This is a genomic window from Amycolatopsis sp. CFH S0740 (genome assembly GCF_004522315.1).
Classification (GTDB): Bacteria; Actinomycetota; Actinomycetes; order Mycobacteriales; family Pseudonocardiaceae; genus Amycolatopsis; species Amycolatopsis nivea.
The window spans coordinates 517,826-540,788 of sequence record NZ_SDLS01000002.1 but is presented as its reverse complement, the minus strand read 5'-3'; the positions used below and the strand labels follow the sequence as shown (position 1 = coordinate 540,788).

The window sequence follows — 22,963 nt, the reverse complement described above, 5'->3', positions numbered from 1 at the left end:
GCGCGCAGGCCGAACAGCTCAGGCCAGGCGGCCGGTGCGGGCCGTGGCGGAGCACATAGGCATTCCTTCGTCCGAAACGAACTTCCCGTTCATCGTCTCAGACCCGGCAAGCGAATTAACGGTTCAGCGCGGCGCGGGCCTGGTCCACGATCCGGGCCAGGTGCACGCCTCGGCGGACATCGCAGGGATGCGTGGTCGTTCCGCAGGACACCATCGCGGCGAAATCGTCGAGCAGCGCGGTGTACGCGTCGTTCGCCGTGCCGGTGCGGCCCAGCGTGCGGAGGCCGTGTTCGCCGAAAACCGAATACTCGACCACCGTCGGCTGGACCGGCAGGCGGAGGCTGAGCGTCGCGGTGCTCGTGATGCCGCCCTCGTGTTCGAGCAGCAGCTGCCACAGGTCTTCGGGACCGCGGTGGGCGGCAAGGACGTTGGTGATCGGGCCGAGGGCGGCATCGAGCAGGTCGAACGCGTGCGGGCCGATGTCGGCGAGCGCGCCGCCAGCCGGATCCTGTCGCCAGGCCGAGGTCGCGTACTTGCCGCTGAGCAGTGCACCGGACAGCCAGCGCACGCTGCCGCCTCGCCAGCCGCCGGCGGCGGTGACGCCGTCCAGCCAATCGCGCGTTTGCTGGGCGAACCGCAGCGTTAGCATCACCAGCGAAGCGACGCCAGCGGACGTCACGGCGTCCGCGAGACGCTGCGCCGTGGCCAGGTCGGGGGCGATCGGTTTCTCCAGGATCAGGTGCTTGCCCGCCTCCGCGGCCCGGGTCGCCAGTTCGGCCTGCACGGTCGGCGGCACGGCGAACGCGAGCGCGTCGACCTGCTCGAACAGCTCGTCCAGATCGCTGGTGGGCACGGCGTCGTAGGCCTGCGCCAGCGCGGTGGCGGCCTCCGGCCTTCGGCTCCACACAGCACTGAGCACGGTCCCCGGATGGTCCGCGAGCCCGGGGGCGTGCACCGTGGTGGCCCACGGTCCGGTTCCTACGAGGCCGACGCGCAGCTGGTCCTGTCCCACGCCCGGAAGTGTAGGTGTGTCCGCGGTCGCTTCCAGCGCGGCCTGCGGTGCGTTAACGTCGACAAGTTCTTCGCCACGAACGGGGGAAGCCGGTGAGAATCCGGCGCTGGCCCGCAACCGTGAGCGGCCCCGCGAGGGACCGCGAGCCGGATCGCCCGTCGTGGTCCGATCGATGCGAGGTACATCTGACATGCGGTTCGTGCACGCGCGGCACTGGGGGCGAGTCCTCGCCGGCTGCGCTCTTCTCGTCGCTACCGGTCTCGGCGGTGCTTCTTCCGCCTCGGCCACCACACCCGGCAAGGGCACCGACGGCTACTGCCAGGACGACAACGGCGTCACGGTGATCGTCGATTTCCAGGGGCTTGGCGGGGAAACCCTCATCCGGTGCGCGCCGGGCAAGCAGGAAAACGGCGTCACCGCACTGCAAAACGCCGGCTTCGAACTCACCGGCGCGGGCAAGTACGGCCTGGCCGTGATGTGCAAGATCGAGAGCAAGCCCGCGGATCAGACCTGCACCGGCATGCCGCCGGAGAAGGCGTCGTGGAGCTTCTGGACCGCTACCAACGGCGGCAAATGGCAGTCGGCGCAGGTCGGCGCGCAGAGCTGGAAGCCGCCCGCCGGAGCATTCGAGGGCTGGTCGTTCGCGATCGGCAAGTCCTACACCGAGTATCCGCCGCCGCGCACCGAACCGGTGCGCAAGGCCAATGCGCCCGCGCAGGCTCCGGCGTCCACTTCGGACAGCGGGTTCCCGTGGGGACTGGTGATCGGCATCGTGGTCGTCGTGCTGCTCGTGGCGGCCGGGACGGTCGTCGCGGTGCGCCGCAGGCGTGCTGGGCAGTAGTCCGCGAGCGCTCCATCCCGGCGCGTGGTGGGTGTGGGCGCTCGCGCTCGCCGTCGCCGCTAGCCGGACCACGAACCCGGTTCTGCTCGCTCTGGTGATCGCGGTGGCCGGGTTCGTCGTGGTGCTCCGCCGCGGCGACGCGCCGTGGGCGCTGGCGTTCCGGATGTACGCCTGGATCGCCGCGGTGATCCTGGCATCGCGCGTGCTGTTCCGGATCCTGATCGGCGGCGAGGACGGCGGTCACATCCTGTTCACGCTGCCGACCATCCCGTTGCCGAGCGTCGCGGCCGGCATCCAGCTCCTCGGCCCCACCTCGGCCGAGGAGCTGCTCGGCGGGCTTTACGACGGGCTCCGGCTGGCGACGATCGTGCTCTGCGTCGGAGCCGCGAACGCGCTGGCGAACCCGAAACGCCTGCTCAAAGCGGTACCCGGGGCGCTGTATGAGGTGGGGACGGCGGTGACCGTCGCGCTGTCGGTGGCCCCGCAACTGGTCGAGAGCGTGCAGCGGGTGCGCCGCGCGCGTCGGCTGCGTTCCGGGAAGACGCGCGGCTTCCGGTTCGTGAAGGGGATTTTCGTGCCGGTGCTCGCCGACGCCATGGACCGGTCGCTGCAACTCGCGGCGGCCATGGATTCCCGCGGCTACGGACGGCGCGGCTATCTCTCCCCGCGTGTCCGGATGCTGATCGCGACCTGCGTGCTGGCCGGTTTGGTCGGCGTCGCGGTCGGGGTTTACGGCGTCCTCGACGGGTCCGCGTCGTGGCTTGGCGTGCCGATGCTCATCGCCGGTCTGGTGCTGGCCGCCGCCGGATTCGTGCTGGGCGGACGGCAGATCCGGCGCACGACCTACCGGCCCGATCCGTGGCGGCTGCCGGAAACGCTGGTCGCGCTGTGCGGCGTCGCGACCGCCGTGCTCGTGCTGCTCGCCGACCCGGTTTCGCTCACCACCCCGGCCAGCCCGCTGACCTGGCCGGAGCTGCCGCTGCTGCCGGCCGTCGCGGTGCTGATCAGTGTGCTGCCCGCTTGGTTCGCGCCGCGTCCGGCGCTGGTGTCGGAGGTCGCCCGATGATCGAGTTTTCGCACGTCAGCGTCACGTACGACGGGGCGGACCGGCCGGTGCTCCGGGACGTCGACCTCGCGATCGAGGAGGGCGAACTCTGCCTCGTCGCCGGCCGTACTGGGGTCGGCAAGTCGACATTGCTCGGTGCGATCAACGGCTTGGTCCCGCATTTCACCGGCGGCACGCTGGCCGGTCTGGTCAAGGTCGGCGGGCTCGACACCGCGACGCATCCGCCGCGCGAACTGGCGTCGGTCGTCGGCGTGGTCGGACAGGATCCGCTGGCCGGCTTCGTCACCGACACCGTCGAGGAAGAACTCGCGTACGCGATGGAGCAGCTCGCCGTCGCGCCGGACGTGATGCGCAAACGCGTCGAGGAAACCCTTGATCTGCTGGGCATCGCCGAACTCCGCGACCGTCCACTTCGGACACTATCCGGCGGCCAGCAGCAGCGCGTCGCGATCGGCGCGGTGCTCACGGCGCACCCGAGCGTGCTGGTGCTGGACGAACCGACGTCAGCGCTCGACCCGACCGCGGCCGAGGAAGTCCTGGCCGCGATCACGCGTCTGGTGCACGACCTGGGCACGACGGTCGTCGTCGCCGAGCACCGGATGGAACGCGTCGCGCAGTACGCCGACCGCCTGCTCTACCTGCCCGGCGATGGCACCGTCGTCTCCGGTCAGCCCGCGGAGGTGTTCGCCGAGACCGATGTCGCGCCGCCGATCGTCGAACTGGGGCGACTCGCGGGCTGGTCGCCGCTGCCGCTGTCGGTTCGCGACGCGCGTCGGCTCGCCCGCCCGCTGAGGGAACGCCTGGCGGAGCGTCGCCCTGCTGCGGCGGCACAAAGCTCTGGCGAAGCGGTCCTCACCGCGCGGGGCGTGCGGGTCCGGTACGGCAACGTGAACGCGGTACGGGGCGTTGACCTGCGGCTGGACCGCGGCGAGGTCGTCGCGCTGATGGGCCGGAACGGCTCCGGCAAGTCCTCGCTGCTGTGGGCGTTGCAGGGCAGCGGACCCCGCTCCGACGGCACGGTCGACGTCCTCGGCGCGGACCCGAAGACGCTCCGGTCGCGGGCCGCCCGCACGCGCGTCGGTCTGGTCCCGCAAACCCCGTCTGACCTGCTGTATCTCGATTCGGTCGGGGCGGAATGCCGCCAGGCTGACGTCGAATCCGAGGTCACCGCGGGCACCGCCCGGAAGCTTCTCGACCGTCTTGTTCCGGGCATCGAAGACGACACCAACCCGCGCGACCTCTCCGAAGGCCAGCGACTCGCCTTGGTCCTGGCCGTCCAGCTCGCCGCCGCCCCGCCGGTCGTGCTGCTGGACGAGCCGACGCGCGGCCTGGACTACCCGGCGAAACGGCACTTCGCGACCATCCTCGCCGACCTGGCCGCTGAGGGACACGCGGTGCTGCTGGCTACCCACGACGTCGAGTTCGTCGCCTCCGCCGCGCACCGCGTCGTGGTCCTCGCCGAGGGCGAAGTGGTCGCGGACGGCCCGACCGCGGACGTCGTCGTGGCCTCGCCCGCGTTCGCGCCGCAGGTGGCGAAGATCCTCGCGCCGGAGCCGTGGCTGACCGTGGACGCGGTGGCGAAGGCGCTGGCGTGACCGATTTCCTGGGACCAGCCGTCCGCATCCGGCACCGTACGGCGCTGGTGCTGACGGCGGCCGTCGTGATCGGACTGGGGATGTTCTGCTGGCCGCTGCTGGCCCGCAGCACCGTCGGCACCTCCGCGCACGTGACCGACGCGCCGTTCGTCTTCCTCGTGACGCTGCCGGTGCTGATCCTGATCGTGCTGGCGGAACTGTCCAGCGGCGGACTCGACGCGAAGGCGCTCGCGCTGCTCGGCGTGCTGTCCGCGGTGAACGCCGCGCTGCGTCCGCTCGGTGCGGGCACCGGCGGGATCGAGCTGGTGTTCTTCCTGCTCGTGCTGGCCGGGCGGGTCTTCGGGCCGGGATTCGGATTCGTCCTCGGCTCGACGTCGCTGTTCGCGTCCGCGCTGCTCACCGGCGGCGTCGGGCCGTGGCTGCCGTTCCAGATGCTGGCGTCGTCGCTGGTCGGGCTGGGTGCCGGGCTGTTGCCGCGCCGCGTGAAGGGCCGGTGGGAGATCGCGCTGCTGGCGCTCTACGGAGTGGTCGCCGCGTACTTCTACGGCCTCGCGATGAGCCTGTTCACCTGGCCGTTCCTGGCGAGCCACACCGCGCTGGACTTCGTCCCGGGCGGACCGCTCGGCGAGAACCTGCACCGGTTCCTGGTGTTCACCGTGCTGACGTCCACGTTGGGCTGGGACACCGGCCGCGCGCTCACGAACCTGGTCGCGATCCTCGTGCTGGGCCCGGCGATCCTGACCGTGCTGCGCCGGGCCGCACGACGAGCGGCGTTCACCTGAGCCGCTGGCCGACCTTGTCCAGGACCTCGACGAACTGAGCCATCCCGGCCGCGTTGGGGAAGTGCGAGGTGTCGATGTCGTGGACCTCGAACTGATTGCCGGGAGTGCGCGTGTCGGCCTCGGCGATCATCCGGTCCTGGAGGGCGAGCGGCACCAGGTGGTCTTGGAGATGCCGGACGTAAAACCGCGGAACGCGGCCCCACCGCTCCGGCGTGCCACGAGAGTCGGTGGCACCGCGGCCGATGATGTCGTCCGGAGCCATCGCGTTGAGCAGGGCGTAGAACTCGCCGTCGGTGGCGTCCGCGCACAGCGCCGCCTTCGCCGCCGTCAGCGCCTCCGCGGAGGAAGAACGCCAGTTGAAGCGCATTGCGCCGATCACCGCCGGATCGGCCGCGATGAACCCGAGCATCGCCCCGACCTGCGACGTCGCGGCTTCAGGCGTGGCCAGGTATTCCTCCGGCGTCGGCAGTTCGACGCAGCAGAACGCGGCGTCGTAGACCAGCGCCGACACCAGCTCCGGAACCTCTTCGGCGACGAGCGTGACCAGCGCGCCGCCGATGCTCGACCCGACCAGCACGACCGGACCCAGCTTCGCCGCCCGGCGGACGACGTCCACAGTGGTCGCGACCTGGTCGGCCACGGTCAGGCCGGCCAGCGCCGACGGTTCCGTGGCGAACGCGCCGAGATCCTGCGGTGCCTGGTACGACAGCCGGAACTGCTGTTCGGGCTGCGGCACCCCCACCCCGCGATACCCGCGCAGCACGAGTTCCGGCGGCGCGGCGGACACGCCGTTGGCACCGGCGGCGAAGACGAACGTCGAAGTCATGCCGCACAGTCAAGCGATCCGCCCCGCCGCGCACAGCGGGGAAAAGGTGATCAGGCCCGCAACTAAAGTCAGGAGTACGAGTAGAACCCGCGGCCGGTCTTCTTGCCGAGCAGTCCGGCGTCGACCATGCGCAGGAGCAGCGGCGGCGACGAGTACAGCGGCTCCTTGAACTCCGCGTACATCGAGTCCGCGATGGCCTTGATGGTGTCGAGGCCGATCAGGTCGGACAGCCGCAACGGACCCATCGGGTGCGCCGTGCCCAGCTCCATGCCGCGGTCGATGTCCTCGGCCGAGGCGAAGCCCGATTCGATCATCCGGATCGCCGACAGCAGATACGGCACGAGCAGCGAGTTCACGATGAACCCGGCCCGGTCCTGCGACCGGATCACCGTCTTGCCCAGCGCGCCGGTGGCGTGCTCCTCGGCCCGGCGAGCGGTCTCCTCGCTGGTCAGCAGCGACGGGACCAGTTCGACCAGCGGCAGCACCGGCACCGGGTTGAAGAAGTGGATGCCGACGACCTGCTGCGGACGGCCGGTGGCCATGCCGAGCTTCATGATCGGGATCGACGACGTGTTGGACGCGAACACCGCGTCCTCGCGCTCGACGATCTTGTCCAGCGCCCGGAACACGTCGACCTTGGCCTGCTCCTGTTCCAGGATGGCCTCGACGACGAGATCGCGGTCGGCGAACTCGGCGATGTCCGTGGTGAAGCGCAGCCGCCCGAGCGCCGCCTCGGCGTCCTCGGCGGCCAGCTTGCCGTTGCGGACGCCGCGCTGCAGCGACTTCTCGATGCGCGCCTTGCCCGCGTCGAGGGCCGGCTGGTTCACCTCGGTGACCAGCACGTCCAACCCGGACCTGGCGTGCACCTCGGCGATGCCGGAGCCCATGAGCCCGGCCCCGACCACACCTACTCGTGCGATGTCGCTCACCCGTCCCACTCCTTCACCTCATCGGCGTGCCGAGAAAACGGGCAGCACACAACGCACGAGGGCGTCTCGGACCTCAGTCCGATTCCGCCCTCGCGTGTCGTGTGCCTGCGTCAACGGCGGTACTCGTCGTACCCGTCGTCGTACGGGTCCTCGTACCGCTTGTCGTCCTCGTGGTTGTCCGAGGAACTACTCGACAGCTCGCGCTGCAAAGCATCGAAGTCGGTTTCGTGGGAGCTGTATTTGAGCTCGCGCGCCACCTTCGTCTGCTTGGCCTTAGCCCGGCCGCGCCCCATGGCTCGACCCCCTCGCACAGGGGCGGGGCGGCCGGGGGAATCGGCGGCCCCGCATCGTCTCGACAGTTCTTTCCTGCTGACACCGTACCGTGTCCCGGGGGTTGGATGCGACGTGGCACGGTGTGCTCGTCGCGACAGTGTCCGCCGGACGCCGGTTACCGGCACGTCGATGCCGATCGGTGCTGGTCGGCGTGCCACGATGCTCGGGTGCTCCGACCCTTCGTGGCCTATCTGCGGGTGTACGAACCTCTGCGTGCGCTGGGCGATCCCCCCGCGCAACAGCTGGTCGAGGCCGTTTCCGCGGGCGGGCTCAGCCGGATCGGGATCGGCGAACGCGAACAGCGGATGTGGCTCAAGTCACAGGCGGCCGCGCCGGTGCGGCTGCTGCCCGCGCAGCTGCGCGACGGACGGCCCGCGCCGAGCCTCGTCACCGACGTGCTCGTGCTCGACCCGGCCGACGTCCCCGCCGGCCACACCGCCGAGGGCCCGTTCGCGTGCCCGCTCGAACTGCGCGCCCGATCCGCCGCGGCGTTGAGCACCTTCCTCGCCGACTCCGAGCCCGCGTTGCGAATCGCGGTCCTCGACGCGGGCGGCGTCACCGCGGACAAGGCCCGCGCGCAGACCAAGGCGGCGATGACCGACCTCACGGCCACGGCCGCCCACACCCTCACCACCACCTGGACCGTCCCGCTGCCCTGGTTCTCGCTGGTCGATCCGGACGAACGCAAGCTCGTGCTCGGCAGCGGCCCGGACGACCCGGTGCGGGAAGCGTCTTGGCGGACCCCGATGTCCGCCGCGCTCCGGCGGGCGTCCGAGGCGGGCGAGCTGATCGAGACGACCTTCGGCGACTCCGGCCCCGGCCGGGTGCTGTCACAGACCCGGCAGTGGCTGGAGAGCTTCGACCCGGACTCGGTCGTCGAACTGGATTACGGCGGTCTCGTGCAGCTGTTCGCCGACTCGCTGCTCGACGCCGACTCCACCGCGGAGGAGGTCCACGACATCCTCGACGCGCTGCGCACCGGGAACGTCGAGGAGCTGGCCGAGCTGTTTTCGCAGCTGCGCGAGTTCTGGGGCGACCTCGCGGCTAAGGAACACTCCAACTGACCCGCAGCTCGCCCTGGGGTTTGCCGCCGCCGAGCACCGGCGGGTGAGCCAGATCGGACAGCTCGTCCGGGGTCTCGATGCCCAGGCGCGCGAGCACGGCCATGGCCAGCGGCGCCAACGCCCGCTTGTTGCCGTCCGCGATCTTGATCGCGCACGCGGTCCCGTCGCCCAGCGTGAACGCCAGGACACCTTCCGCGCCGCTCTTCGACAGCAATCCGGGCACGGCCTGCATCAGCCGGGTGTCCTCCCGGCCGGTGCCCGCGACCAGCCACGGGTGCGCACGCATCGCGTCCGCGACGCGGCGTTCGTCGGTACCCGGTTCGGCCTGCGCGAGCCGGCCGAACGACCGCGCGAGGCCGGTCGGCGAGAACGCGAACAGCGGCGCGCTGCAGCCGTCGACCCCGACCGCGGCGATGGCTTCGCCGGTCAGCTCCTCGACCGTCTTCGCGAGCTGGACCTGCAACGGATGGTCCGGCAGCTGGTAGCCCTCGGTCGGCCAGCCGTTCGCGACGCAGGTGGCGAGCATCGCGGCGTGTTTGCCGGAGCAGTTCATGGTGATCTTCCGCGGCTCGTCGGCCGCGCGCCGGGCGTCCTCGCCGATCGGCAGCTCGGCCGGGCAGGCCAGCGCCGCCGGATCGAGCCCGGCGCCGGACAGCATCGCGGCGACGCGCTCGACATGTCCGGTTTCGCCGGAATGCGAGGCACAGCCCAGCGCCAGGTCCGCGCCGTCGTAGCCGAGCCCGGCGCGGAGCATCCCGACGCCCTGCAGCGGCTTGTTCGCCGACCGGGGGAAGAACGGGCTGGTCACGTCGCCCGCGGAGAACCGGACGGAGCCGTCGGGCGCGGTGACGACGAGACATCCGTGGTGAACGCTCTCGACGAATCCGTTCCGGACGACCTCGACGAGAATCGGCTGGCCGGTCATTCCTCGACGCGCCCCAGTTCGCTGTCCAGCAACTGGTCCACAGTGGCCGCTCCGCTGCTGTAGCGCCCGGCGATCTCGGCGTTGAGCGTGTCCATCACGCCCTGGACCTGGCGGCGGAAGGAGGACACGGAGGCTTCCTCGGCCGCGTACGTGTCCAGCGCGGCGGCGAGCTTGTCGTCCGACAGCGAGCCGACGTCGGTGAGCCCGGTGTCGCCGATCAGCGCCTCCGCGTGCCTGCGGTGCTCGCCCGCGCGGGACGGTTCGAGCTGCTGGTGCCTGCCGGAACCGGCGGCCGGGCCGAGCGCGTTGTCGGCGAGGATGGACGCGAGCCGGTCGACGATGCTTTCCCCGCCGGACGAGCGACGCTCCTGTTCGGCGCGCACGATGTCGATGCGGGCGTGCAGGAGCCGGCGCAGGTAGGACAGGTCTGTCTCTTCCTGCGCGGCCTCGTCGCGCCGCTCGCGCAGCACCGGGAGCGGCAAGTCGCCTAATCCGGTGAGATATCCCGGGCCGAGGACGCGGTCGATCCGTCGCCGCCCGCCGGGACGCACTTCGATCACGGGCACATCCTGCTCCACATTCGGCGACGACGCTACCGTCGAGTTCACTTCAGCCCCGCAGTCTCTGCGCTGCTTCCCGTCCGGGCGCCGCGTGCTCGCCCGGCACCGAGTCCGGATCGACAGTGGCCTGGACCACTCGGTCCTCGTCGCCGGCCAGCAGCTCCGCCCCGCCCGGCACCGAGCGTTTGACCAGCGCCAGCGCGATCGGCCCGAGTTCGTGGTGCTGCGCGACCGTGCCGATCCGGCCGACGACGCGCTCGCCGAGCTTCACCGGGTCGCCGGTCTCCGGCGTGATCTCCGGCGAACCGTCGAGGTGCAGCAGCGCGAGATACCGCGGCGGGCGGCCGACGTTGTGCACCTTCGAGACGGTTTCCTGGCCGCGGTAGCAGCCCTTCGCGACGTGCGCGGCCGAGCCGATCCAGCCGACCTCGTGCGGGATCGTCCGCTCGTCGGTGTCGACGCCGAGTCGCGGATGCCGCGATTCCACGCGCAGCGCGTCGAACGTCCAGGAGCCGGCAGGACGCGCGCCCGCGTCGGTGAGCCGTTGCCACCATTGAGTGAGCTGGGCACGCGGCACCACGAGATCCGCGCCCGCTCGCGTCGGCCACGGCATCCGGCGGGCGAAACCGCCTTCGGGCAACGCGGCCACCGAATACGGCTCGGTGCCGAGCTCGACGCCGAGCACGCTGTCGGTCTCCGGGCCGAGCACGGAAAGAACGGCGAGTTCTTCGGTCACGTCGCGAATCTCGACCTTGGACCAGAACTTCATCGCTTCGAGGTACTCGCGCAGGGTTTGCTTGCCGCCCTTGGGCAACGCGCTCGTGACGAGCGGGCCGGGGTCGCTGTCGAGGTACACCGTCTCGCCGGTGTGCGCGAGCACGAAATGGGTGTCGACGTGGCCCTGGCTGTCGAGGACGAGCGCTTCGGTGCCGGTGTTCGCGGCGAGTTCGGTGACGTGTTGCGAGATCACCAAATGCAGCCAGGACAAGCGTTCCTCGCCGGTGACGGCGAGGATTTCTCGGTGCGAGCGGTCGATGACGACCACTCCTCGGGCGGCGGTGCGCTGCTCGGCGAACGGATCGCCCCAGTGCCACGGAACTCCGGCTTCCGGGTGGCCCTCGGGCGCGGCGACCGCGCGGGGGATTTCGAGCAGCGGCGAGCTGTACGGCATAACCCTAAGCGTAAGTGAGTACCTTGAGGGGATGCGCGTTCTCGCCTTCCTCGACGGTTCACTGGCCGACCCCGAAGCCGCTCACCTCCGGGTGGACGACCTCGGCCTGCTGCGCGGAGACGGGGTGTTCGAAACGATCCTCGTGGCAGTGAAAAAGCCGCGGGAAATGCGTCCGCACCTCGACCGGCTCGCCCGTTCCGCGGCGATGCTGGACCTGCCTGCCCCGGACCTCGAGGGCTTCGCCCGAGCCGCGCAGGCAGTCGTCGACGCGTGGCAGGGCGGCCCGGAGATCGCACTGAAACTCGTGTACACGCGGGGTGTCGACGGCGATCCGGAAGGCAAGCCGACGGCGTTCGCGATGGGCCTGGAGGTCGAGGAGAAGGTCCTGCGGGCGCGCACCGAAGGCGTTTCGGCGGTGACCCTGGAACGCGGTTTCGGCCCCGAACTAGCCGAACGCGCCCCGTGGCTTTTGCTCGGCGCGAAAACGGTTTCCTACGCGATGAACATGGCCGCCCTGCGCGAGGCGACCCGTCGCGGAGCCCAAGATGTGATCTTCACCGCTACCGACGATTCGGTGCTCGAAGGCCCGACGTCGACGGTCGTCCTGGCGAAGGAGCGGACGCTCTACACCCCGCCGTCCACTGTTGGCATCCTGCCAGGAACGACGCAGTACGCGTTGTTCCGCGGGGCGGAGAAGGCGGGCTGGTCCGTGAAGGTGGAGCCGCTGTCGGTGGAGGACCTGCTGCGGGGGGACGGCGTGTTCCTCACGTCGTCGGTGCGGAAGGTGACCCGGGTGCACACGCTGAACGGGACGGTTTTGCCGGATTCGACGGGGCTGCACGGGGAGCTGGTGGCGGCTTACGAGAGCGAGTACTGAGAGCGCTGGTGAGCGGCTGTGCCGGTGCCTAACCGGCACAGCCATTCACGACCCGCTGATCAGCACCACCGACGGTGTGACCCCCTCCGCCCGATATGCGCTGATCTTGTGGTGCCCGTCCACCAGCAATGGCCGCGTACCGGACAAAACCACCGCCACCGGCCGGTGTCCCGAGCGGATTGCCGTGCGGTAGTACGTGACCCGGGCATCGTCGTCGGCCGGCCAGTCGCTTGCCGGGATCAGATCCACCGCCTCGAAGCGTTGCGGGCCGCTGACCCGGTACTGGCCGTCGACAAGCAACGCCAGCAGTTCGCGGAGGGTTTCCGCCAGCGGGAGGCGCACCTGACCGGTCGCGAGCGCGATGCGCAGCGACTGCGGCAGCTCCGCCCGTCCTCCGGTGTTCAGCTCCAGGAAACCCGCGCCGCCGGTGATCGTTACCCGTTCCACGCTCACAAGGACGCTTGGAACCGCACCGAGGTTCCGGGGCGTGCTTGAGCGAGTGCTCCGAGTGACTTCCGTCTCACGACCGCGATCACCGGATAACCGCCCGTGGTCGGGTGATCGGCGAGGAAGACCAGCGGCAATCCGTTCGGCGGGACCTGAATCGCGCCGGTCAGCACGCCCTCGCTCGGCAACTCCGAAGTGGACACTCGACGTAGCGGCGGCCCGTCCAGGCGGACCCCCACTCGGTTGGATTCCTCAGTAACCGTCCACTGTGCGTTGAGTGCGCTCGCCGCGTCGGCGAACCAGTCGTCGCGCGGGCCAAGCAAAACTCGCACCGTCAAGTCGGGCGGCGCGGGCGAGGCGGCGACCACGTCCGCACCGGACGGGACACCGGTGACAGGGCCGAGCGGGACCGTAGTGCCAGCTTCCAGCGGCGACGGGCCGAGTCCAGATAGGACATCAGTCGACCGGCTTCCCAACACCGGCGCCACCGCGATGCCGCCGGACACCGTCAGGTAGCAGCGCAGACCGGTAGCAGGTCGGCCGATCGTCAGTTCTTGGCCTGGCCGCAACGGAATCGGCGTGTGCGAGCCGGTTTCCCGTCCGTCCACGGACACCTCGACCGGCGGTCCGGTCACTGCGGCGGTGCACGAAGCGGTCGCCCGGACGGTGAACCCGCCCAGCAGGGTTTCGATCCCGGCGGCGTCCTCGGGATTGCCGACCAGTCGGTTGCCGAGCCGTAGCGCGGCGACGTCAAGAGCACCCGACGGTGGGACGCCCAGATGTGCGTAACCAGGACGGCCGAGGTCTTGCACCAAAGCCAGCGAACCGGGCGAGACGATCTCCAGCGCGCGCATCACACGCTCCGGAACCGCACCCGGAGACCGGGCGTGAACAGCGCCGGTTGCTCGGCGGAAGGATCGAAAAGCGTCGCCTCGGTGTGCCCGATCAACCGCCAGCCACCAGGGGATTCCCGGGGATAGACGCCGGTGTACTCGTCGGCGATAGCCACCGAGCCAGCGGGGACGCGGGTGCGCGGCGAGCTGAGCCGCGGCTGCTGGAGTTCAGCGGGAAGCCCGGCGAGATAACCGAAACCGGGCGCGAAACCCGTGAACGCGACCGTGTAGACCGCGCTGGTGTGGAGAGCGATGGCCTCGTCCACGCTGAGCCCTGCGTCCTCAGCGACCAGCGCGAGGTCCTCGCCGGAGTACTGCACGTCCAAAACGACTTCGCGGCCGTCCCCGGCAGGCGGATGGTCCAGATCGGCCGAAGCCAGCAAGGAACGCGCGGCTTCCAGCGCCCCCGTGGACGCGACCACGAGCAGGGTGCGGGCCCCGGGCACGATCTCCTCGACGCCGTCGAGCGCGGCTTCGGTGAGGGTCGCCCGGGCCGCGCTCATCTCCTCGAGCGAGGCGCAGTCGAGCAGGGCGGCGTGTTCGCCGTACCGCCGCCAGCGCACGGCGTCTCCCGGAGCCTCAGCCCACCACGCGGCGCAGCAGCGCGGAGGCGTGCGGCTGCATTTCCTGGCCGACCATCGCGCGCTCCTCGACGTACCCGAGGTCGCCGTTCACCAGGCCGTACAGCCGCTGCGCACCGGTGACCTCCTTGGCCGTCGCGGTGCGGATGACCGCGTCGGTGCCGAGCTCCCAGGACGTCTGGCTGCGCGGCTTGCCGTAGTACAGCTCGACGATGCCGGAGCTGTGCGTGAGCAGCAGCTCGATGGTGTCGTCCTCCTGCGGCCGCCAGAACCCGGTTTCGCGGGCGGCGGGCCGCAGCACGCTGCCGTCCTCGTTCAGCAGCCACGAGCGCGCCTCGTGGAACAGGAACGGGCGGCCGTCGTGGGAGACGGTCAGCTGCTGGGCGAACTTGATCGGCCCGTCGATCGTCGGGTAGTCGATCTCGCCCTCGCCGCGCCAGACGCCGACGAGCGGCAGCAGAGCGAGGCACGCGTCGTTCAGGTTCGGGCCCTCGCGCAGGTTCGCCGTGTCGTTCGGGATCGGCAGGTCGTCCCACAACGGCAGGTTGCGGTCGCGCGTGCTGGCGGCCCGCTCCTCGGCTGCTGCGATGGCTTCGTCGCCACTCGTCATGCTGATCAGCGCTGGTCGGCGTACAGCCGGTAGACGACGTAGACCGCGAACCACACGGTGGCGATGCCCGCGATGATCAACAGGGTCGTAAACAAGGTCTCCACAGCGAGGACAATAGTCCGCCCCGGCTCATCTAGCGCTGCGCAGGGTCGCGGCGGTGAGGACGGTCACCGCCAGCAGCGCCGAGCCAGCCACCGCCATCGCGGTCCGCAGCCCGGTCGTGAGCGTGCTCCCGTGATCGAGAAGCGCCCCGAGCGCGGCCACGCCGAGCGCCATCCCGACCTGTCGCGCGGCGTTCACCGTGCCGGCCGCGGTGCCCGTGCGCTGCACCGGAAGCCCGGCGAGACCGACGACGTTCGTCGGGGTGATGCTCAGGCCGAGCCCGACGCCGGACAGCGTCAGCGGCACGCTGAGCAGCCAATACGGACTCGTCGGGGCAGCCAGCAGGAAGGCGAAACTTCCCGCCGCGGTGATGGCGAGACCGATCGGCAGCACGCGTTCCGCGGTGAACCGGCCGGCGAACCGTCCGGAGAAGAACGCGAGAACAGCGTTGGCGACGACGTACGGCAGCATCTGCACCCCTGTCGTCGAGGCGGTGCTGCCCCACGCCTGCTGCAGGTAAACAGCGATCAGCACCGGCAGCGGGTAGCAGGCAAAACCGAGGACGAACGAGGTGAAGATCGAAGCGGCGAACCGGAACTTGCCGAACAGCCGGATCGGCAGCATCGGATGCGGGGCGCGCAGTTCCACGACGATGAACGCGACCAGGCCCAGCGCGCCGACCATCGCGACCACCGCGTCGGACGCGATCACGGCGTAGGTGAACGCCCCGATCCACAACGCGCCGAGCAGTTGCCCGAGCAGATCCAGCGCGCCGTGCGCCGGATCGGACGATTCGTCGAGACCCCGGCGACCGGCGAGCACTGCGACGATCCCGATCGGCAGGTTGATCAGGAAGATCGTGGGCCAGCCGAGCGCGTCGGTGATCGGTCCGCCGATAAGCGGGCCGATGACCAGCGCGCATCCGGCCACACCGCCCCACGCCCCCAGCATCCGGGCCCGTTCGCGCGGCTCTGGATACGCGTGCGCCAGGAGCGCGATGCCGCCCGGGATGACCGCCGCGGCCGCCGCGCCTTGCACGACGCGCGCGGCGACGAGAAGCGTGAGCGTCGGGGCGAGGCCGCAGCCCAGCGAGGCGAGCGTGAACACGGCGAGCCCGCCGAGGTAGATCCGCTTGCGGCCGTACCGGTCGCCGAGCGTGCCGCCGGTGAGCATCAACGCGGCGAGCGCGACGGTGTACCCGTCCACAATCCATTGCAGGTCAGTGAATTCAGCGTGCAGCTCGCGTTGGATGGTCGGCAGCGCGACACTCACGACGCTCGCGTCGAGCAACGCCATGAAGCTGCCGAGGAACACGGCGGTGGCCAGCAGCGGGCTCCGCGTAATGGTTTTCGTTTCGGACACACTCGCGAGCTTGGGTCCTCAAGCCGACTTGAGGTCAAGCGTCCCGGACACGAGGAAGGGCCCCTCGGAAACCGAGGGGCCCTCCTGCGGAAAAGCGTTGTCAGGCAACCGAAATGGCCAGCTGGTGCAGGCCAGGGCCTTCCGCGGTGACGTTGGCCTCGCCGTTGCCCGTGCGGTGCAGTGCGCGCACCGTCCAGGAACCCTCGGCCGCGTAAAACCGGAAGTCGCCGTCCGCCGAGGACACGACCTCGCCGGCGAAGTCGCCGCCGCCGTCGAGCAGCCGGACGAACGCGCCGCCGACCGGTCCCTCGGTGCCGGTGACCTTGCCCGCCAGGACAACCTGGCCGTTGGTGTCGAAGTCCGCCGGGGTCGCGACCTGTGCCGGTGCGCTGCAGCCGTCTGCCATCACTTAGCTCCCAACTCGACCGGAACGCCGACCAGCGAACCGTATTCCGTCCACGAACCGTCGTAGTTCTTCACGTCTTCCTGGCCGAGCAGCTCGTGCAGGGCGAACCAGGCGATCGACGAACGCTCGCCGATGCGGCAGTACGCGATGGTCGGCTTGCCCTCGTCGTAGCCCGCCTCGGCGTAGAGGTCCTTGATCTCCTGCTCGGACTTGAAGGTGCCGTCCTCGTTGGCGACCTTCGCCCACGGCACGTTCAGCGCGCCCGGGATGTGACCCGGCACCTGCGACTGCTCCTGCGGCAGGTGCGCCGGGGCGAGCAGCTTGCCGGAGAACTCGTCCGGCGAGCGCACGTCGATGTAGTTCTTCGAGCCGATCGACTGGACGACCTCGTCGCGGAAGGCGCGCAGCGACAGGTCCTGCTCCTTGGCCTTGTAGTTGGTAGCCTCGCGCTTGACCTCGTCGGAGTTCAGCTCGCGGCCGTCGAGCTCCCACTTCTTGCGGCCGCCGTCGAGCAGCTGCACGTTCTCGTGGCCGTAGAGCTTGAAGTACCAGTACGCGTAGGCGGCGAACCAGTTGTTGTTGCCGCCGTAGAGGATCACGCGGTCGTCGTTCGAGATGCCCTTCTCCGACAGGAGCTTCTCGAAGCCCTCCTTGTTGACGAAGTCGCGGCGGACGCCGTCCTGGAGGTCGTTGCGCCAGTCGAGCTTCACCGCGCCGCGGATGTGCCCGTTGTCGTAGGCGGTCGTGTCCTCGTCGACCTCGGCGAACACCACGCCCGGGGTGTCCAGGTTTTCCTCGGCCCACTGGGTGGTGACCAGGACGTCTTCTCGGCTCATGGAAGCTGGCTCTCTTTCTTGGTTGGGGTTTACGAGGACGCCCGCGCGGGGCTGAAACGCTTGATCAGCAGGTACATCTGGCACCCGAGGCAGTAGTTGAACGCCGCGTTGAGGAACGCGGCGAAGAGCGCGAACGCGGTCGCGACGACACCGAGCGGCGTCACTCCGGCCGCGAAGCCGATCGTGCCGACGAGCGCGAACACGAACCCGACCGCCTGCGCGAACCGCAGCGGGGCGGCGTCCTCGCGTTCGGTCGGCGGCCCGAGCCGCGGCGCGATCGCGAGCCGGTACAGCACCGAGTACGGCGCGGGCTTGAGCCCGACGAACGCACCGATCGCGAAGACCACGGTCTGCAGTGCGAGCAACGGCCACCACTGCGTGATCAGCACGACGGCGAGCACCACCGTTGTCACGATCGCGGCGAACCTGGGACCTCGCGGGTCTACGGCCGGTCCGGCGGACATGGGTTCCTCCTGCTCAGGTGCGAGGGGAAGGGCGTGCGAGCGCACGCGGCGAAGACGGGCAGAGCTGCGAGACGGCGCGAGACGTGCTTCAGCGCCGACCGGAGAACGGCAGACACAAGCTGCTGCGCACGCGGCAGAAATCGACCGCGCGGCGCTGCGTCAGGAGGGTGATGGGCAGCTCGTCCACAGGGGGAGGGTACCCAGGCTCGCTCGCTCCCGGAACCATGTTCATTCCTTGGGACGAGGTCCGGATCCTGAGAATCAACCGCCGCGGACCGCGGGGCCGGGCGCTTCCCCAATGTGGCATTGGGTGCGTCAGATGCACCGAACGCCGCATTGGGTGCGCTGGACGCACCGAACGCCGCATTGGTTGCGCTGGACGGGCCGAACGCCACTTTGGGTGCGTGGGACGCACCGAACGCCACATTGGGTGCGTTGAATGAGCCAGCGGCGCGCAGCGTCTCCGTTGAGGGCGGCGGCGGGGGCATGGATGGAGCACCCAATGCCACATTGGGGGCGATTCAGCGATGCGGGGGCGCGGCGCGGCAGCCAGGCGGAGGTCAGCGCGTAGCGGCGGCGAGGTGCGGGCGGAGCGCTTCCAGCAGCTCCGGGCCCTTGGGCACGCCGCCCACGCGCAGCAGTTCCCGGCCTTCCGGGTCCAGCGCGAGCGTGGTCGGCGTGCTGAGCACCGACAATGCCTGCGCGACCTCGGGACGTTCGGTGACGTCCAGGTCGACGTGGTGCAGGCCGTCGGTCTTCTCCGCGAGCGACGAGAGAATCGCCCGCGTGTGCCGGCACGGGGTGCAGAACGTGGTGGAGATCTGCACCAGGGTGACGGCGGATTGCGGATCAAGGGCCTCGGAGACCGGAGTGGGGAGCGTCCGGGTCTGCGCCGCCGGTTTGGCCGCGCGGATCCGGCCGTTGCGGGCGCGCAGGACCAGGCCAGCGGCCGTCGCGACGACCAGCGTCGCCAGCAGCACCCACACTCCGGTCACCGGGATCAGCCTCCGTGGTTGGTGGACAGGTCGGCGAAGTTCACGTCGTGCGCTTCGCCCTTGATGGTCACCGAACCGCTGTCCACGCGGACCGCGGTCGGGGTGACCGACAGCGGCAGCCGGGTCGTCGAAATGCTGGCCCGGAAGTTCGGCAGCAGAGCTTTCTGCACAGCTTCCGGAACGATCGTGGTGCTCTGGTCATTCCCGAACTGCAACCGGTAAGGCACGATCGAGATCGTCTTCTCCTTGAGCTGGATCAGCGCGAAGCAGAAGATCTCCACCTTCTGCCCGGCCACCTGCACGTCGCCGGAGATCCGCACGCCCGCGCTGGTGCCGTCGGCCGGTTCGCCGTCGGCGTTGGTCGGCGTCGGGTCCGGCTGCTTGCCCTGTTCGGTGTCGCCGTACTTCACGTACGCCTGGGTCGACTGCTCGATCTTCAGGTTCTGGATCTTGTTCAGCGGCGAGACCCGGGCGAGGTCGGACGCCTTGATCGTCACCGCGCCGGTGAGCTTGCCGATCTTCACCGCCTTGGTGTTGCCGGACGTGAGGTCCGACAGCGGCGCGATGACGTCCTCGAGTTCGGCGCTCACGCGCAGGTCGCGCAGTTCGCTGCCGACCGGCACGCCGTCCGCGGAAACGGTGATGTGACTGTAGTCACCGGAGAGCGCCTGCACGGTGAACGGGAAGCCGTGGATGGTGACCGACGGATCGTCGCTCAGCCCGAGCTGTGCGCGGGCCTTCTGCGAGATCGTGTGCTCGGCGAAGGCCGCCGCTCCGAAATCCGCACCGACCAGCAGGAGCACCAGCACTCCCAGCACGATGAGCCACCGCCGCACGCGCCTGCCGCGGCGGCCGCCGCCGGGGTTAGGGGCCGGTCGGTCGTCCCGGGTCACGGGCCTGCTCGCCATCGCCTCGGTTCTCCTGTTCGGGTGGATTTCGTCGTGGTGCGGGTCACGCTCCGGCCGTTAGACCAGGTGTGATCGATCCAGCACGAGCTAGGTGCCGGGGTGTTCACCCGCTATTCTCACTTAGCACCGACCGACGCCACGTTCGAGGCGACGAATCTGAAGGCGGTGCGGATCATGAGCTTGGACCTGCTGGTGCTGACGGGGGAACTCGACGCTACCTCCGTACTACCTGCGCTGGACCTGCTGCCGCACACCGTACGCGTACGCGAGCCGGAAGTGACGGCCCTTCTCGACGCGGGTCACCGGGACGTCATCCTTCTCGACGCGCGCAGCGACCTCGCGTCCGCGAAGAGCCTGTGTCGTCTGTTGAAGGGCGCGGAGGACGAATCGGGCACGCCGGTCATCGCGGTGGTCGGCGAAGGCGGTCTGGTCGCGGTCAACGCCGAATGGCGCACGGACGACATCCTGCTGCCCACCGCTGGTCCCGCGGAGGTCGATGCACGGCTGCGGCTGGCTACCACTCGCGACGGCATCGGCCTGCAGGCAGACGCCGAACTGCGCGTAGGCGACCTTGTCATTGACGAAGCGACGTACACGGCGAAGCTGCGCCGTCGCACGCTTGAGCTGACGTACAAGGAGTTCGAGCTCCTCAAGTACCTCGCCCAGCACGCTGGTCGCGTGTTCACTCGCGCGCAGCTGCTGCAGGAAGTGTGGGGTTACGACTTCTTCGGCGGCACGCGCACGGTCGATGTCCACGTACGGCGGCTTCGCGCGAAGCTCGGTCCCGAGCACGAGCAGATGATCGGCACTGTGCGAAACGTCGGCTACAAGTTCGAGCGGCCGGCGAAGGGTGCGAAGCCGGTTGTCGCCGTTCCGGCCGATGCTTCGGAGCTGACCTCCCGCTGACATTCGCCGGTAAGGTCGGTTTGTGGCTATCGACCTTGGCGACTGGACGACCGATCCCGACGACGCGGTGCGCGAAGTGCTGCTCGCGGTCAAAGCGACTGACGGACGTCCCGAGGTCGACCCGGCCGGACCGTTGCCGCGCGAATTCGAAGGCGGACTGCATCTTCTCGCCCGCTTCGACGGCGCGCCCGCGGGATACGTCCACCTTGACACCGAAGGCGATTCCCACGGCCATCAGGTCGCGGAGCTTTTCGTGCACCCGGATTTCCGGCGTCGTGGCGTCGGCACCGCGCTCGCGCAGGCGGTAGTCGAGCGCGCCGACAAGGGTTTGCGCGTGTGGGCACACGGCGATCACCCCGGTGCGGCGGCGATCGCGGCGAAACTCGGCCTTGGCAGGCAGCGCGAACTGTTGATCCTGCACGTCGACGTTGCCGATGCGGATTGGCCGGAACCGGTGCTGCGCAACGGTTTCCGGCTGCGCACCTTCGTTCCCGGGCAGGACGAGGACGCGATGGTCGCGGTCAACGCGCGCGCGTTCGACTGGCATCCGGAACAGGGCGCGCTGACCGCCGCCGAGGTGCGCGCCGAGGAACTCCAGGCCTGGTTCGACCCGGCGGGCTTCTTCCTCGCGGAGAACGAGAACGGCGAGGTCGTCGGCTTCCACTGGACGAAGGTGCACGACCCGGTGCCCGGCCGGTTCGACGGAGACCCGGTCGGGGAGGTCTACGTGGTCGGCGTCGATCCTGCTACTCAGGGTAGTGGGCTCGGCAAGGCGCTGACCTTGGCCGGACTCCGCTACCTGCGCTCTCGGGGACTACCGAGGGTAATCCTCTACGTCGAGGGCGACAACGCCGCGGCTTTGGCTGTGTACAACAAGCTGGGGTTCCAGCGTTTCGAGACCGACGTTCAGTACGGTGAGTGATCACGGTCGACCCGACCGGTGACCCGTGTTACTTTCTGCGTACTGGCAGGTCACGAGCAGGCCACGGCACCCGTTCGGGGTAGTAGTCCTGCTCACAAACGGTGACTTGTTCACCTGCCGTTCATGCAACCAAGGACGCCCGTCCACCGAGGCTGCCTAGTGTCCGGTTCCGGTGCGGCTCACTCGCCGCCAATCCCGACCGGATTCAAAAAGGCACATCTCCGAGTGGAGGAAATGCAGTGAAGATCATGCGGCCCCTGGGTGCCGTCGGCATCGTGGCGAGCGCCGCGCTCGTCCTCGCCGCTTGTGGCTCCGACCCTTCGGCGTCGAGCAGCGGCTCGGGCTCGAACTCCGCCGCTCCCGCCGCCACCGGAACCGCCCAGGTCGACTGCGGGGGCAAGAGCCCGCTTTCCGCTGAGGGCTCGACGGCCCAGAAGAACGCCATCGAGGTGTTCAACCAGGCCTACAACAAGAAGTGCAACGGCCAGAAGGTGAACTACAACGGCACCGGCTCCGGCGCGGGCGTCAAGCAGTTCAACGCCAACCAGGTCGACTTCGGCGGTTCGGACTCGCCGATCAAGGACGCCGACCTCGAGGCCGCCACCAAGCGCTGCGGTTCGCCCGCGCTGAACATCCCGCTGGTCGTCGGCCCGATCGCGGTCGGCTACCACCTGTCCGGCGTGGACAACCTGACGCTGACCCCGCAGGTCATCGCCAAGATCTTCAACGGCGGCATCAAGAACTGGAACGACCCGGCCATCAAGGCGGTCAAGGGCAACGAGAGCCTGAACCTGCCGGACAAGCCGATCCAGGTCGTCTCCCGCTCGGAGGAGTCGGGCACCACCGACAACTTCCAGAAGTACCTCGGCGCGGCTGCCAAGGACGTCTGGACCGAGGGTGCGGGCAAGAAGTTCAACGGCGGCGTCGGCAACGGTGCGCAGGGCTCGAACGGTGTCGCGAGCACCGTCAAGGGCGCCGACGGCTCGATCACCTACGTGGAGAGCGCGTTCGCCAAGGACGGCGTCACCCCGGCCAAGATCGACAGCGGCTCCGGCGGCGTCGAGCTGAACGCGCAGAACGTGGCCAAGTCGCTGGACGCCGCGAAGTTCTACCACCCGGGCACCAACGACCTGGCGATGGACCTCAACGGCATCTACTCCAGCAACGTGCCGGGCGCCTACCCGCTGCTGCTGACCACGTACGAGATCGTGTGCTCCAAGTACTCGAACCCGGACGTCGCGAAGGCCGTCAAGGCGTTCCTGACGGTGGCCGCCACCGAGGGCCAGCAGCCGCTGTCGGCGAAGGGCTACGTGCCGATCCCGCAGAGCCTCCAGGACAAGGTGCTGAAGGCCGTCAAGGAAATTTCCTGAGCGACTACCTAGCTGGTACGAAGGCTGACTAGAGACTGTCGATGAGCGACCAATCCTCGACGCGAACGCCCACCGGCGACCCCGGTGGGCGTTCGTCGTCCGCCCGAGCGTTCCCGGAGGATCCGATTTCGGACAAGCCACCCGCGCCGGCGCCGGAAGCGCCGCCCGCGCGGAAGAAGC

General features: G+C 69.6%; 26 protein-coding genes and 1 riboswitch. Of the genes, 9 read left to right on the top strand and 17 right to left on the bottom strand.

Features of this window, described 5'->3' with window-relative positions; all coding sequences use genetic code 11:
* Nucleotides 1-115: 115 nt before the first annotated feature.
* Complete coding sequence (locus EIZ45_RS05880; RefSeq protein ID WP_134662125.1) at nucleotides 116-1,012, bottom strand: Gfo/Idh/MocA family protein; 897 nt, start codon at nucleotides 1,010-1,012, stop codon at nucleotides 116-118.
* 28 nt (nucleotides 1,013-1,040) lie between these two features.
* Nucleotides 1,041-1,190, top strand: a riboswitch (cobalamin riboswitch).
* Between the two features lie 12 nt (nucleotides 1,191-1,202).
* On the opposite strand from EIZ45_RS05880, the gene EIZ45_RS05875 reads away from it, so the two are divergent.
* Genes EIZ45_RS05875 through EIZ45_RS05860 form a run of 4 tightly spaced genes read left to right on the top strand, consistent with a single transcriptional unit; the run spans nucleotide 1,203 to nucleotide 5,296 of the window.
* Nucleotides 1,203-1,853 (top strand): hypothetical protein, encoded by a 651-nt coding sequence (locus EIZ45_RS05875; RefSeq protein ID WP_134662124.1) that lies wholly within the window; start codon nucleotides 1,203-1,205, stop codon nucleotides 1,851-1,853.
* Nucleotides 1,840-2,919 (top strand): CbiQ family ECF transporter T component, encoded by a 1,080-nt coding sequence (locus EIZ45_RS05870; RefSeq protein ID WP_106961381.1) that lies wholly within the window; start codon nucleotides 1,840-1,842, stop codon nucleotides 2,917-2,919. The genes EIZ45_RS05875 and EIZ45_RS05870 overlap by 14 nt, the downstream gene beginning before the upstream one ends.
* Nucleotides 2,916-4,514, top strand: coding sequence for an ABC transporter ATP-binding protein (locus tag EIZ45_RS05865; protein WP_134662123.1), 1,599 nt, complete (start codon nucleotides 2,916-2,918; stop codon nucleotides 4,512-4,514). Before EIZ45_RS05870 ends, EIZ45_RS05865 begins: the two co-directional genes overlap by 4 nt.
* Nucleotides 4,511-5,296 carry an ECF transporter S component gene (locus EIZ45_RS05860; RefSeq protein ID WP_134662122.1) on the top strand — a complete coding sequence of 262 codons (786 nt, stop codon included), beginning with the start codon at nucleotides 4,511-4,513 and terminating at the stop codon, nucleotides 5,294-5,296. Before EIZ45_RS05865 ends, EIZ45_RS05860 begins: the two co-directional genes overlap by 4 nt.
* On the opposite strand, the gene EIZ45_RS05855 is transcribed toward EIZ45_RS05860, so the two are convergent.
* The 3 genes from EIZ45_RS05855 to EIZ45_RS05845 all read right to left on the bottom strand — a co-directional run bounded on the left by EIZ45_RS05855 (nucleotide 5,289) and on the right by EIZ45_RS05845 (nucleotide 7,344).
* Entirely contained in the window at nucleotides 5,289-6,122 is an 834-nt protein-coding gene (locus tag EIZ45_RS05855) for an alpha/beta fold hydrolase (RefSeq protein WP_134662121.1), read from the bottom strand. The two genes, EIZ45_RS05860 and EIZ45_RS05855, sit on opposite strands and share 8 nt — an antisense overlap.
* A 68-nt stretch (nucleotides 6,123-6,190) precedes the next feature.
* Nucleotides 6,191-7,051: a 3-hydroxybutyryl-CoA dehydrogenase gene (locus EIZ45_RS05850; RefSeq protein WP_078870267.1), complete on the bottom strand. Its 861-nt coding sequence runs from the start codon at nucleotides 7,049-7,051 to the stop codon at nucleotides 6,191-6,193.
* Between the two features lie 110 nt (nucleotides 7,052-7,161).
* On the bottom strand, nucleotides 7,162-7,344 hold the full coding sequence (locus EIZ45_RS05845; protein ID WP_037716129.1) for a DUF3073 domain-containing protein: 183 nt from the start codon (nucleotides 7,342-7,344) through the stop codon (nucleotides 7,162-7,164).
* Between the two features lie 207 nt (nucleotides 7,345-7,551).
* On the opposite strand from EIZ45_RS05845, the gene EIZ45_RS05840 reads away from it, so the two are divergent.
* Nucleotides 7,552-8,448: a hypothetical protein gene (locus EIZ45_RS05840; protein ID WP_134662120.1), complete on the top strand. Its 897-nt coding sequence runs from the start codon at nucleotides 7,552-7,554 to the stop codon at nucleotides 8,446-8,448.
* Here EIZ45_RS05840 and EIZ45_RS05835 read toward each other — a convergent pair.
* Genes EIZ45_RS05835 through EIZ45_RS05825 form a run of 3 tightly spaced genes read right to left on the bottom strand, consistent with a single transcriptional unit; the run spans nucleotide 8,429 to nucleotide 11,104 of the window.
* Nucleotides 8,429-9,373, bottom strand: a complete 945-nt coding sequence (locus tag EIZ45_RS05835) for an asparaginase (protein ID WP_134662119.1) — start codon at nucleotides 9,371-9,373, stop codon at nucleotides 8,429-8,431. The genes EIZ45_RS05840 and EIZ45_RS05835 overlap by 20 nt on opposite strands.
* On the bottom strand, nucleotides 9,370-9,933 hold the full coding sequence (locus tag EIZ45_RS05830; RefSeq protein WP_037809370.1) for a hypothetical protein: 564 nt from the start codon (nucleotides 9,931-9,933) through the stop codon (nucleotides 9,370-9,372). The genes EIZ45_RS05835 and EIZ45_RS05830 overlap by 4 nt, the downstream gene beginning before the upstream one ends.
* Before the next feature lie 49 nt (nucleotides 9,934-9,982).
* Nucleotides 9,983-11,104 carry a folate-binding protein YgfZ gene (locus tag EIZ45_RS05825; RefSeq protein WP_134662118.1) on the bottom strand — a complete coding sequence of 374 codons (1,122 nt, stop codon included), beginning with the start codon at nucleotides 11,102-11,104 and terminating at the stop codon, nucleotides 9,983-9,985.
* Nucleotides 11,105-11,135: 31 nt separating this feature from the next.
* Here EIZ45_RS05825 and EIZ45_RS05820 point away from each other — a divergent pair, with 31 nt between their 5' ends.
* Nucleotides 11,136-11,981, top strand: coding sequence for an aminodeoxychorismate lyase (locus EIZ45_RS05820; RefSeq protein ID WP_134662117.1), 846 nt, complete (start codon nucleotides 11,136-11,138; stop codon nucleotides 11,979-11,981).
* Between the two features lie 45 nt (nucleotides 11,982-12,026).
* Here EIZ45_RS05820 and EIZ45_RS05815 read toward each other — a convergent pair whose 3' ends face one another.
* From EIZ45_RS05815 to EIZ45_RS05770, 10 genes are all read right to left on the bottom strand, one after another.
* Nucleotides 12,027-12,428: a hypothetical protein gene (locus tag EIZ45_RS05815; protein WP_134662116.1), complete on the bottom strand. Its 402-nt coding sequence runs from the start codon at nucleotides 12,426-12,428 to the stop codon at nucleotides 12,027-12,029.
* Nucleotides 12,429-12,430: 2 nt separating this feature from the next.
* Complete coding sequence (locus tag EIZ45_RS05810) at nucleotides 12,431-13,282, bottom strand: biotin-dependent carboxyltransferase family protein (protein ID WP_134662115.1); 852 nt, start codon at nucleotides 13,280-13,282, stop codon at nucleotides 12,431-12,433.
* Nucleotides 13,282-13,884, bottom strand: a complete 603-nt coding sequence (locus EIZ45_RS05805) for an allophanate hydrolase subunit 1 (RefSeq protein ID WP_134662114.1) — start codon at nucleotides 13,882-13,884, stop codon at nucleotides 13,282-13,284. The genes EIZ45_RS05810 and EIZ45_RS05805 overlap by 1 nt, the downstream gene beginning before the upstream one ends.
* Nucleotides 13,885-13,900: 16 nt before the next feature.
* Nucleotides 13,901-14,512 carry an FABP family protein gene (locus tag EIZ45_RS05800; RefSeq protein WP_037808622.1) on the bottom strand — a complete coding sequence of 204 codons (612 nt, stop codon included), beginning with the start codon at nucleotides 14,510-14,512 and terminating at the stop codon, nucleotides 13,901-13,903.
* Nucleotides 14,513-14,641: 129 nt separating this feature from the next.
* On the bottom strand, nucleotides 14,642-15,976 hold the full coding sequence (locus EIZ45_RS05795; protein WP_134662113.1) for an MFS transporter: 1,335 nt from the start codon (nucleotides 15,974-15,976) through the stop codon (nucleotides 14,642-14,644).
* A 100-nt stretch (nucleotides 15,977-16,076) separates the two neighbouring features.
* A complete protein-coding gene (locus EIZ45_RS05790; RefSeq protein WP_037808620.1) occupies nucleotides 16,077-16,382 on the bottom strand; it encodes a DUF1416 domain-containing protein in 306 nt (101 codons plus the stop codon).
* Entirely contained in the window at nucleotides 16,382-17,218 is an 837-nt protein-coding gene (locus tag EIZ45_RS05785; RefSeq protein ID WP_134662112.1) for a sulfurtransferase, read from the bottom strand. Before EIZ45_RS05785 ends, EIZ45_RS05790 begins: the two co-directional genes overlap by 1 nt.
* Nucleotides 17,219-17,247: 29 nt before the next feature.
* A complete protein-coding gene (locus tag EIZ45_RS05780; protein ID WP_037808616.1) occupies nucleotides 17,248-17,682 on the bottom strand; it encodes a DUF4395 domain-containing protein in 435 nt (144 codons plus the stop codon).
* Nucleotides 17,683-18,242: 560 nt separating this feature from the next.
* On the bottom strand, nucleotides 18,243-18,677 hold the full coding sequence (locus EIZ45_RS05775) for a thioredoxin family protein (protein WP_134662111.1): 435 nt from the start codon (nucleotides 18,675-18,677) through the stop codon (nucleotides 18,243-18,245).
* A 5-nt stretch (nucleotides 18,678-18,682) separates the two neighbouring features.
* A complete protein-coding gene (locus EIZ45_RS05770) occupies nucleotides 18,683-19,585 on the bottom strand; it encodes a DUF2993 domain-containing protein (RefSeq protein ID WP_158691452.1) in 903 nt (300 codons plus the stop codon).
* Nucleotides 19,586-19,759: 174 nt separating this feature from the next.
* Here EIZ45_RS05770 and EIZ45_RS05765 point away from each other — a divergent pair, with 174 nt between their 5' ends.
* From EIZ45_RS05765 to pstS, 3 genes are all read left to right on the top strand, one after another.
* Complete coding sequence (locus EIZ45_RS05765; protein WP_037809366.1) at nucleotides 19,760-20,491, top strand: response regulator transcription factor; 732 nt, start codon at nucleotides 19,760-19,762, stop codon at nucleotides 20,489-20,491.
* 22 nt (nucleotides 20,492-20,513) lie between these two features.
* Nucleotides 20,514-21,413, top strand: coding sequence for a mycothiol synthase (mshD, locus tag EIZ45_RS05760; protein ID WP_134662110.1), 900 nt, complete (start codon nucleotides 20,514-20,516; stop codon nucleotides 21,411-21,413).
* Between the two features lie 239 nt (nucleotides 21,414-21,652).
* Nucleotides 21,653-22,783, top strand: coding sequence for a phosphate ABC transporter substrate-binding protein PstS (gene pstS, locus EIZ45_RS05755; protein ID WP_134662109.1), 1,131 nt, complete (start codon nucleotides 21,653-21,655; stop codon nucleotides 22,781-22,783).
* The last annotated feature ends 180 nt before the right edge of the window (nucleotides 22,784-22,963 follow it).

Bases quoted from the DNA above. Each gene is read 5' to 3' on its own strand.
- EIZ45_RS05875 (WP_134662124.1), top strand. From the start codon at position 1,203: ATGCGGTTCGTGCACGCGCGGCACTGGGGGCGAGTCCTCGCCGGCTGC.
- EIZ45_RS05865 (WP_134662123.1), top strand. From the start codon at position 2,916: ATGATCGAGTTTTCGCACGTCAGCGTCACGTACGACGGGGCGGACCGG.
- EIZ45_RS05855 (WP_134662121.1), bottom strand. From the start codon at position 6,122: ATGACTTCGACGTTCGTCTTCGCCGCCGGTGCCAACGGCGTGTCCGCC.
- EIZ45_RS05845 (WP_037716129.1), bottom strand. From the start codon at position 7,344: ATGGGGCGCGGCCGGGCTAAGGCCAAGCAGACGAAGGTGGCGCGCGAG.
- EIZ45_RS05835 (WP_134662119.1), bottom strand. From the start codon at position 9,373: ATGACCGGCCAGCCGATTCTCGTCGAGGTCGTCCGGAACGGATTCGTC.
- EIZ45_RS05825 (WP_134662118.1), bottom strand. From the start codon at position 11,104: ATGCCGTACAGCTCGCCGCTGCTCGAAATCCCCCGCGCGGTCGCCGCG.
- EIZ45_RS05820 (WP_134662117.1), top strand. From the start codon at position 11,136: ATGCGCGTTCTCGCCTTCCTCGACGGTTCACTGGCCGACCCCGAAGCC.
- EIZ45_RS05810 (WP_134662115.1), bottom strand. From the start codon at position 13,282: ATGCGCGCGCTGGAGATCGTCTCGCCCGGTTCGCTGGCTTTGGTGCAA.
- EIZ45_RS05800 (WP_037808622.1), bottom strand. From the start codon at position 14,512: ATGACGAGTGGCGACGAAGCCATCGCAGCAGCCGAGGAGCGGGCCGCC.
- EIZ45_RS05790 (WP_037808620.1), bottom strand. From the start codon at position 16,382: ATGGCAGACGGCTGCAGCGCACCGGCACAGGTCGCGACCCCGGCGGAC.
- EIZ45_RS05785 (WP_134662112.1), bottom strand. From the start codon at position 17,218: ATGAGCCGAGAAGACGTCCTGGTCACCACCCAGTGGGCCGAGGAAAAC.
- EIZ45_RS05780 (WP_037808616.1), bottom strand. From the start codon at position 17,682: ATGTCCGCCGGACCGGCCGTAGACCCGCGAGGTCCCAGGTTCGCCGCG.
- EIZ45_RS05770 (WP_158691452.1), bottom strand. From the start codon at position 19,585: ATGGCGAGCAGGCCCGTGACCCGGGACGACCGACCGGCCCCTAACCCC.
- EIZ45_RS05765 (WP_037809366.1), top strand. From the start codon at position 19,760: ATGAGCTTGGACCTGCTGGTGCTGACGGGGGAACTCGACGCTACCTCC.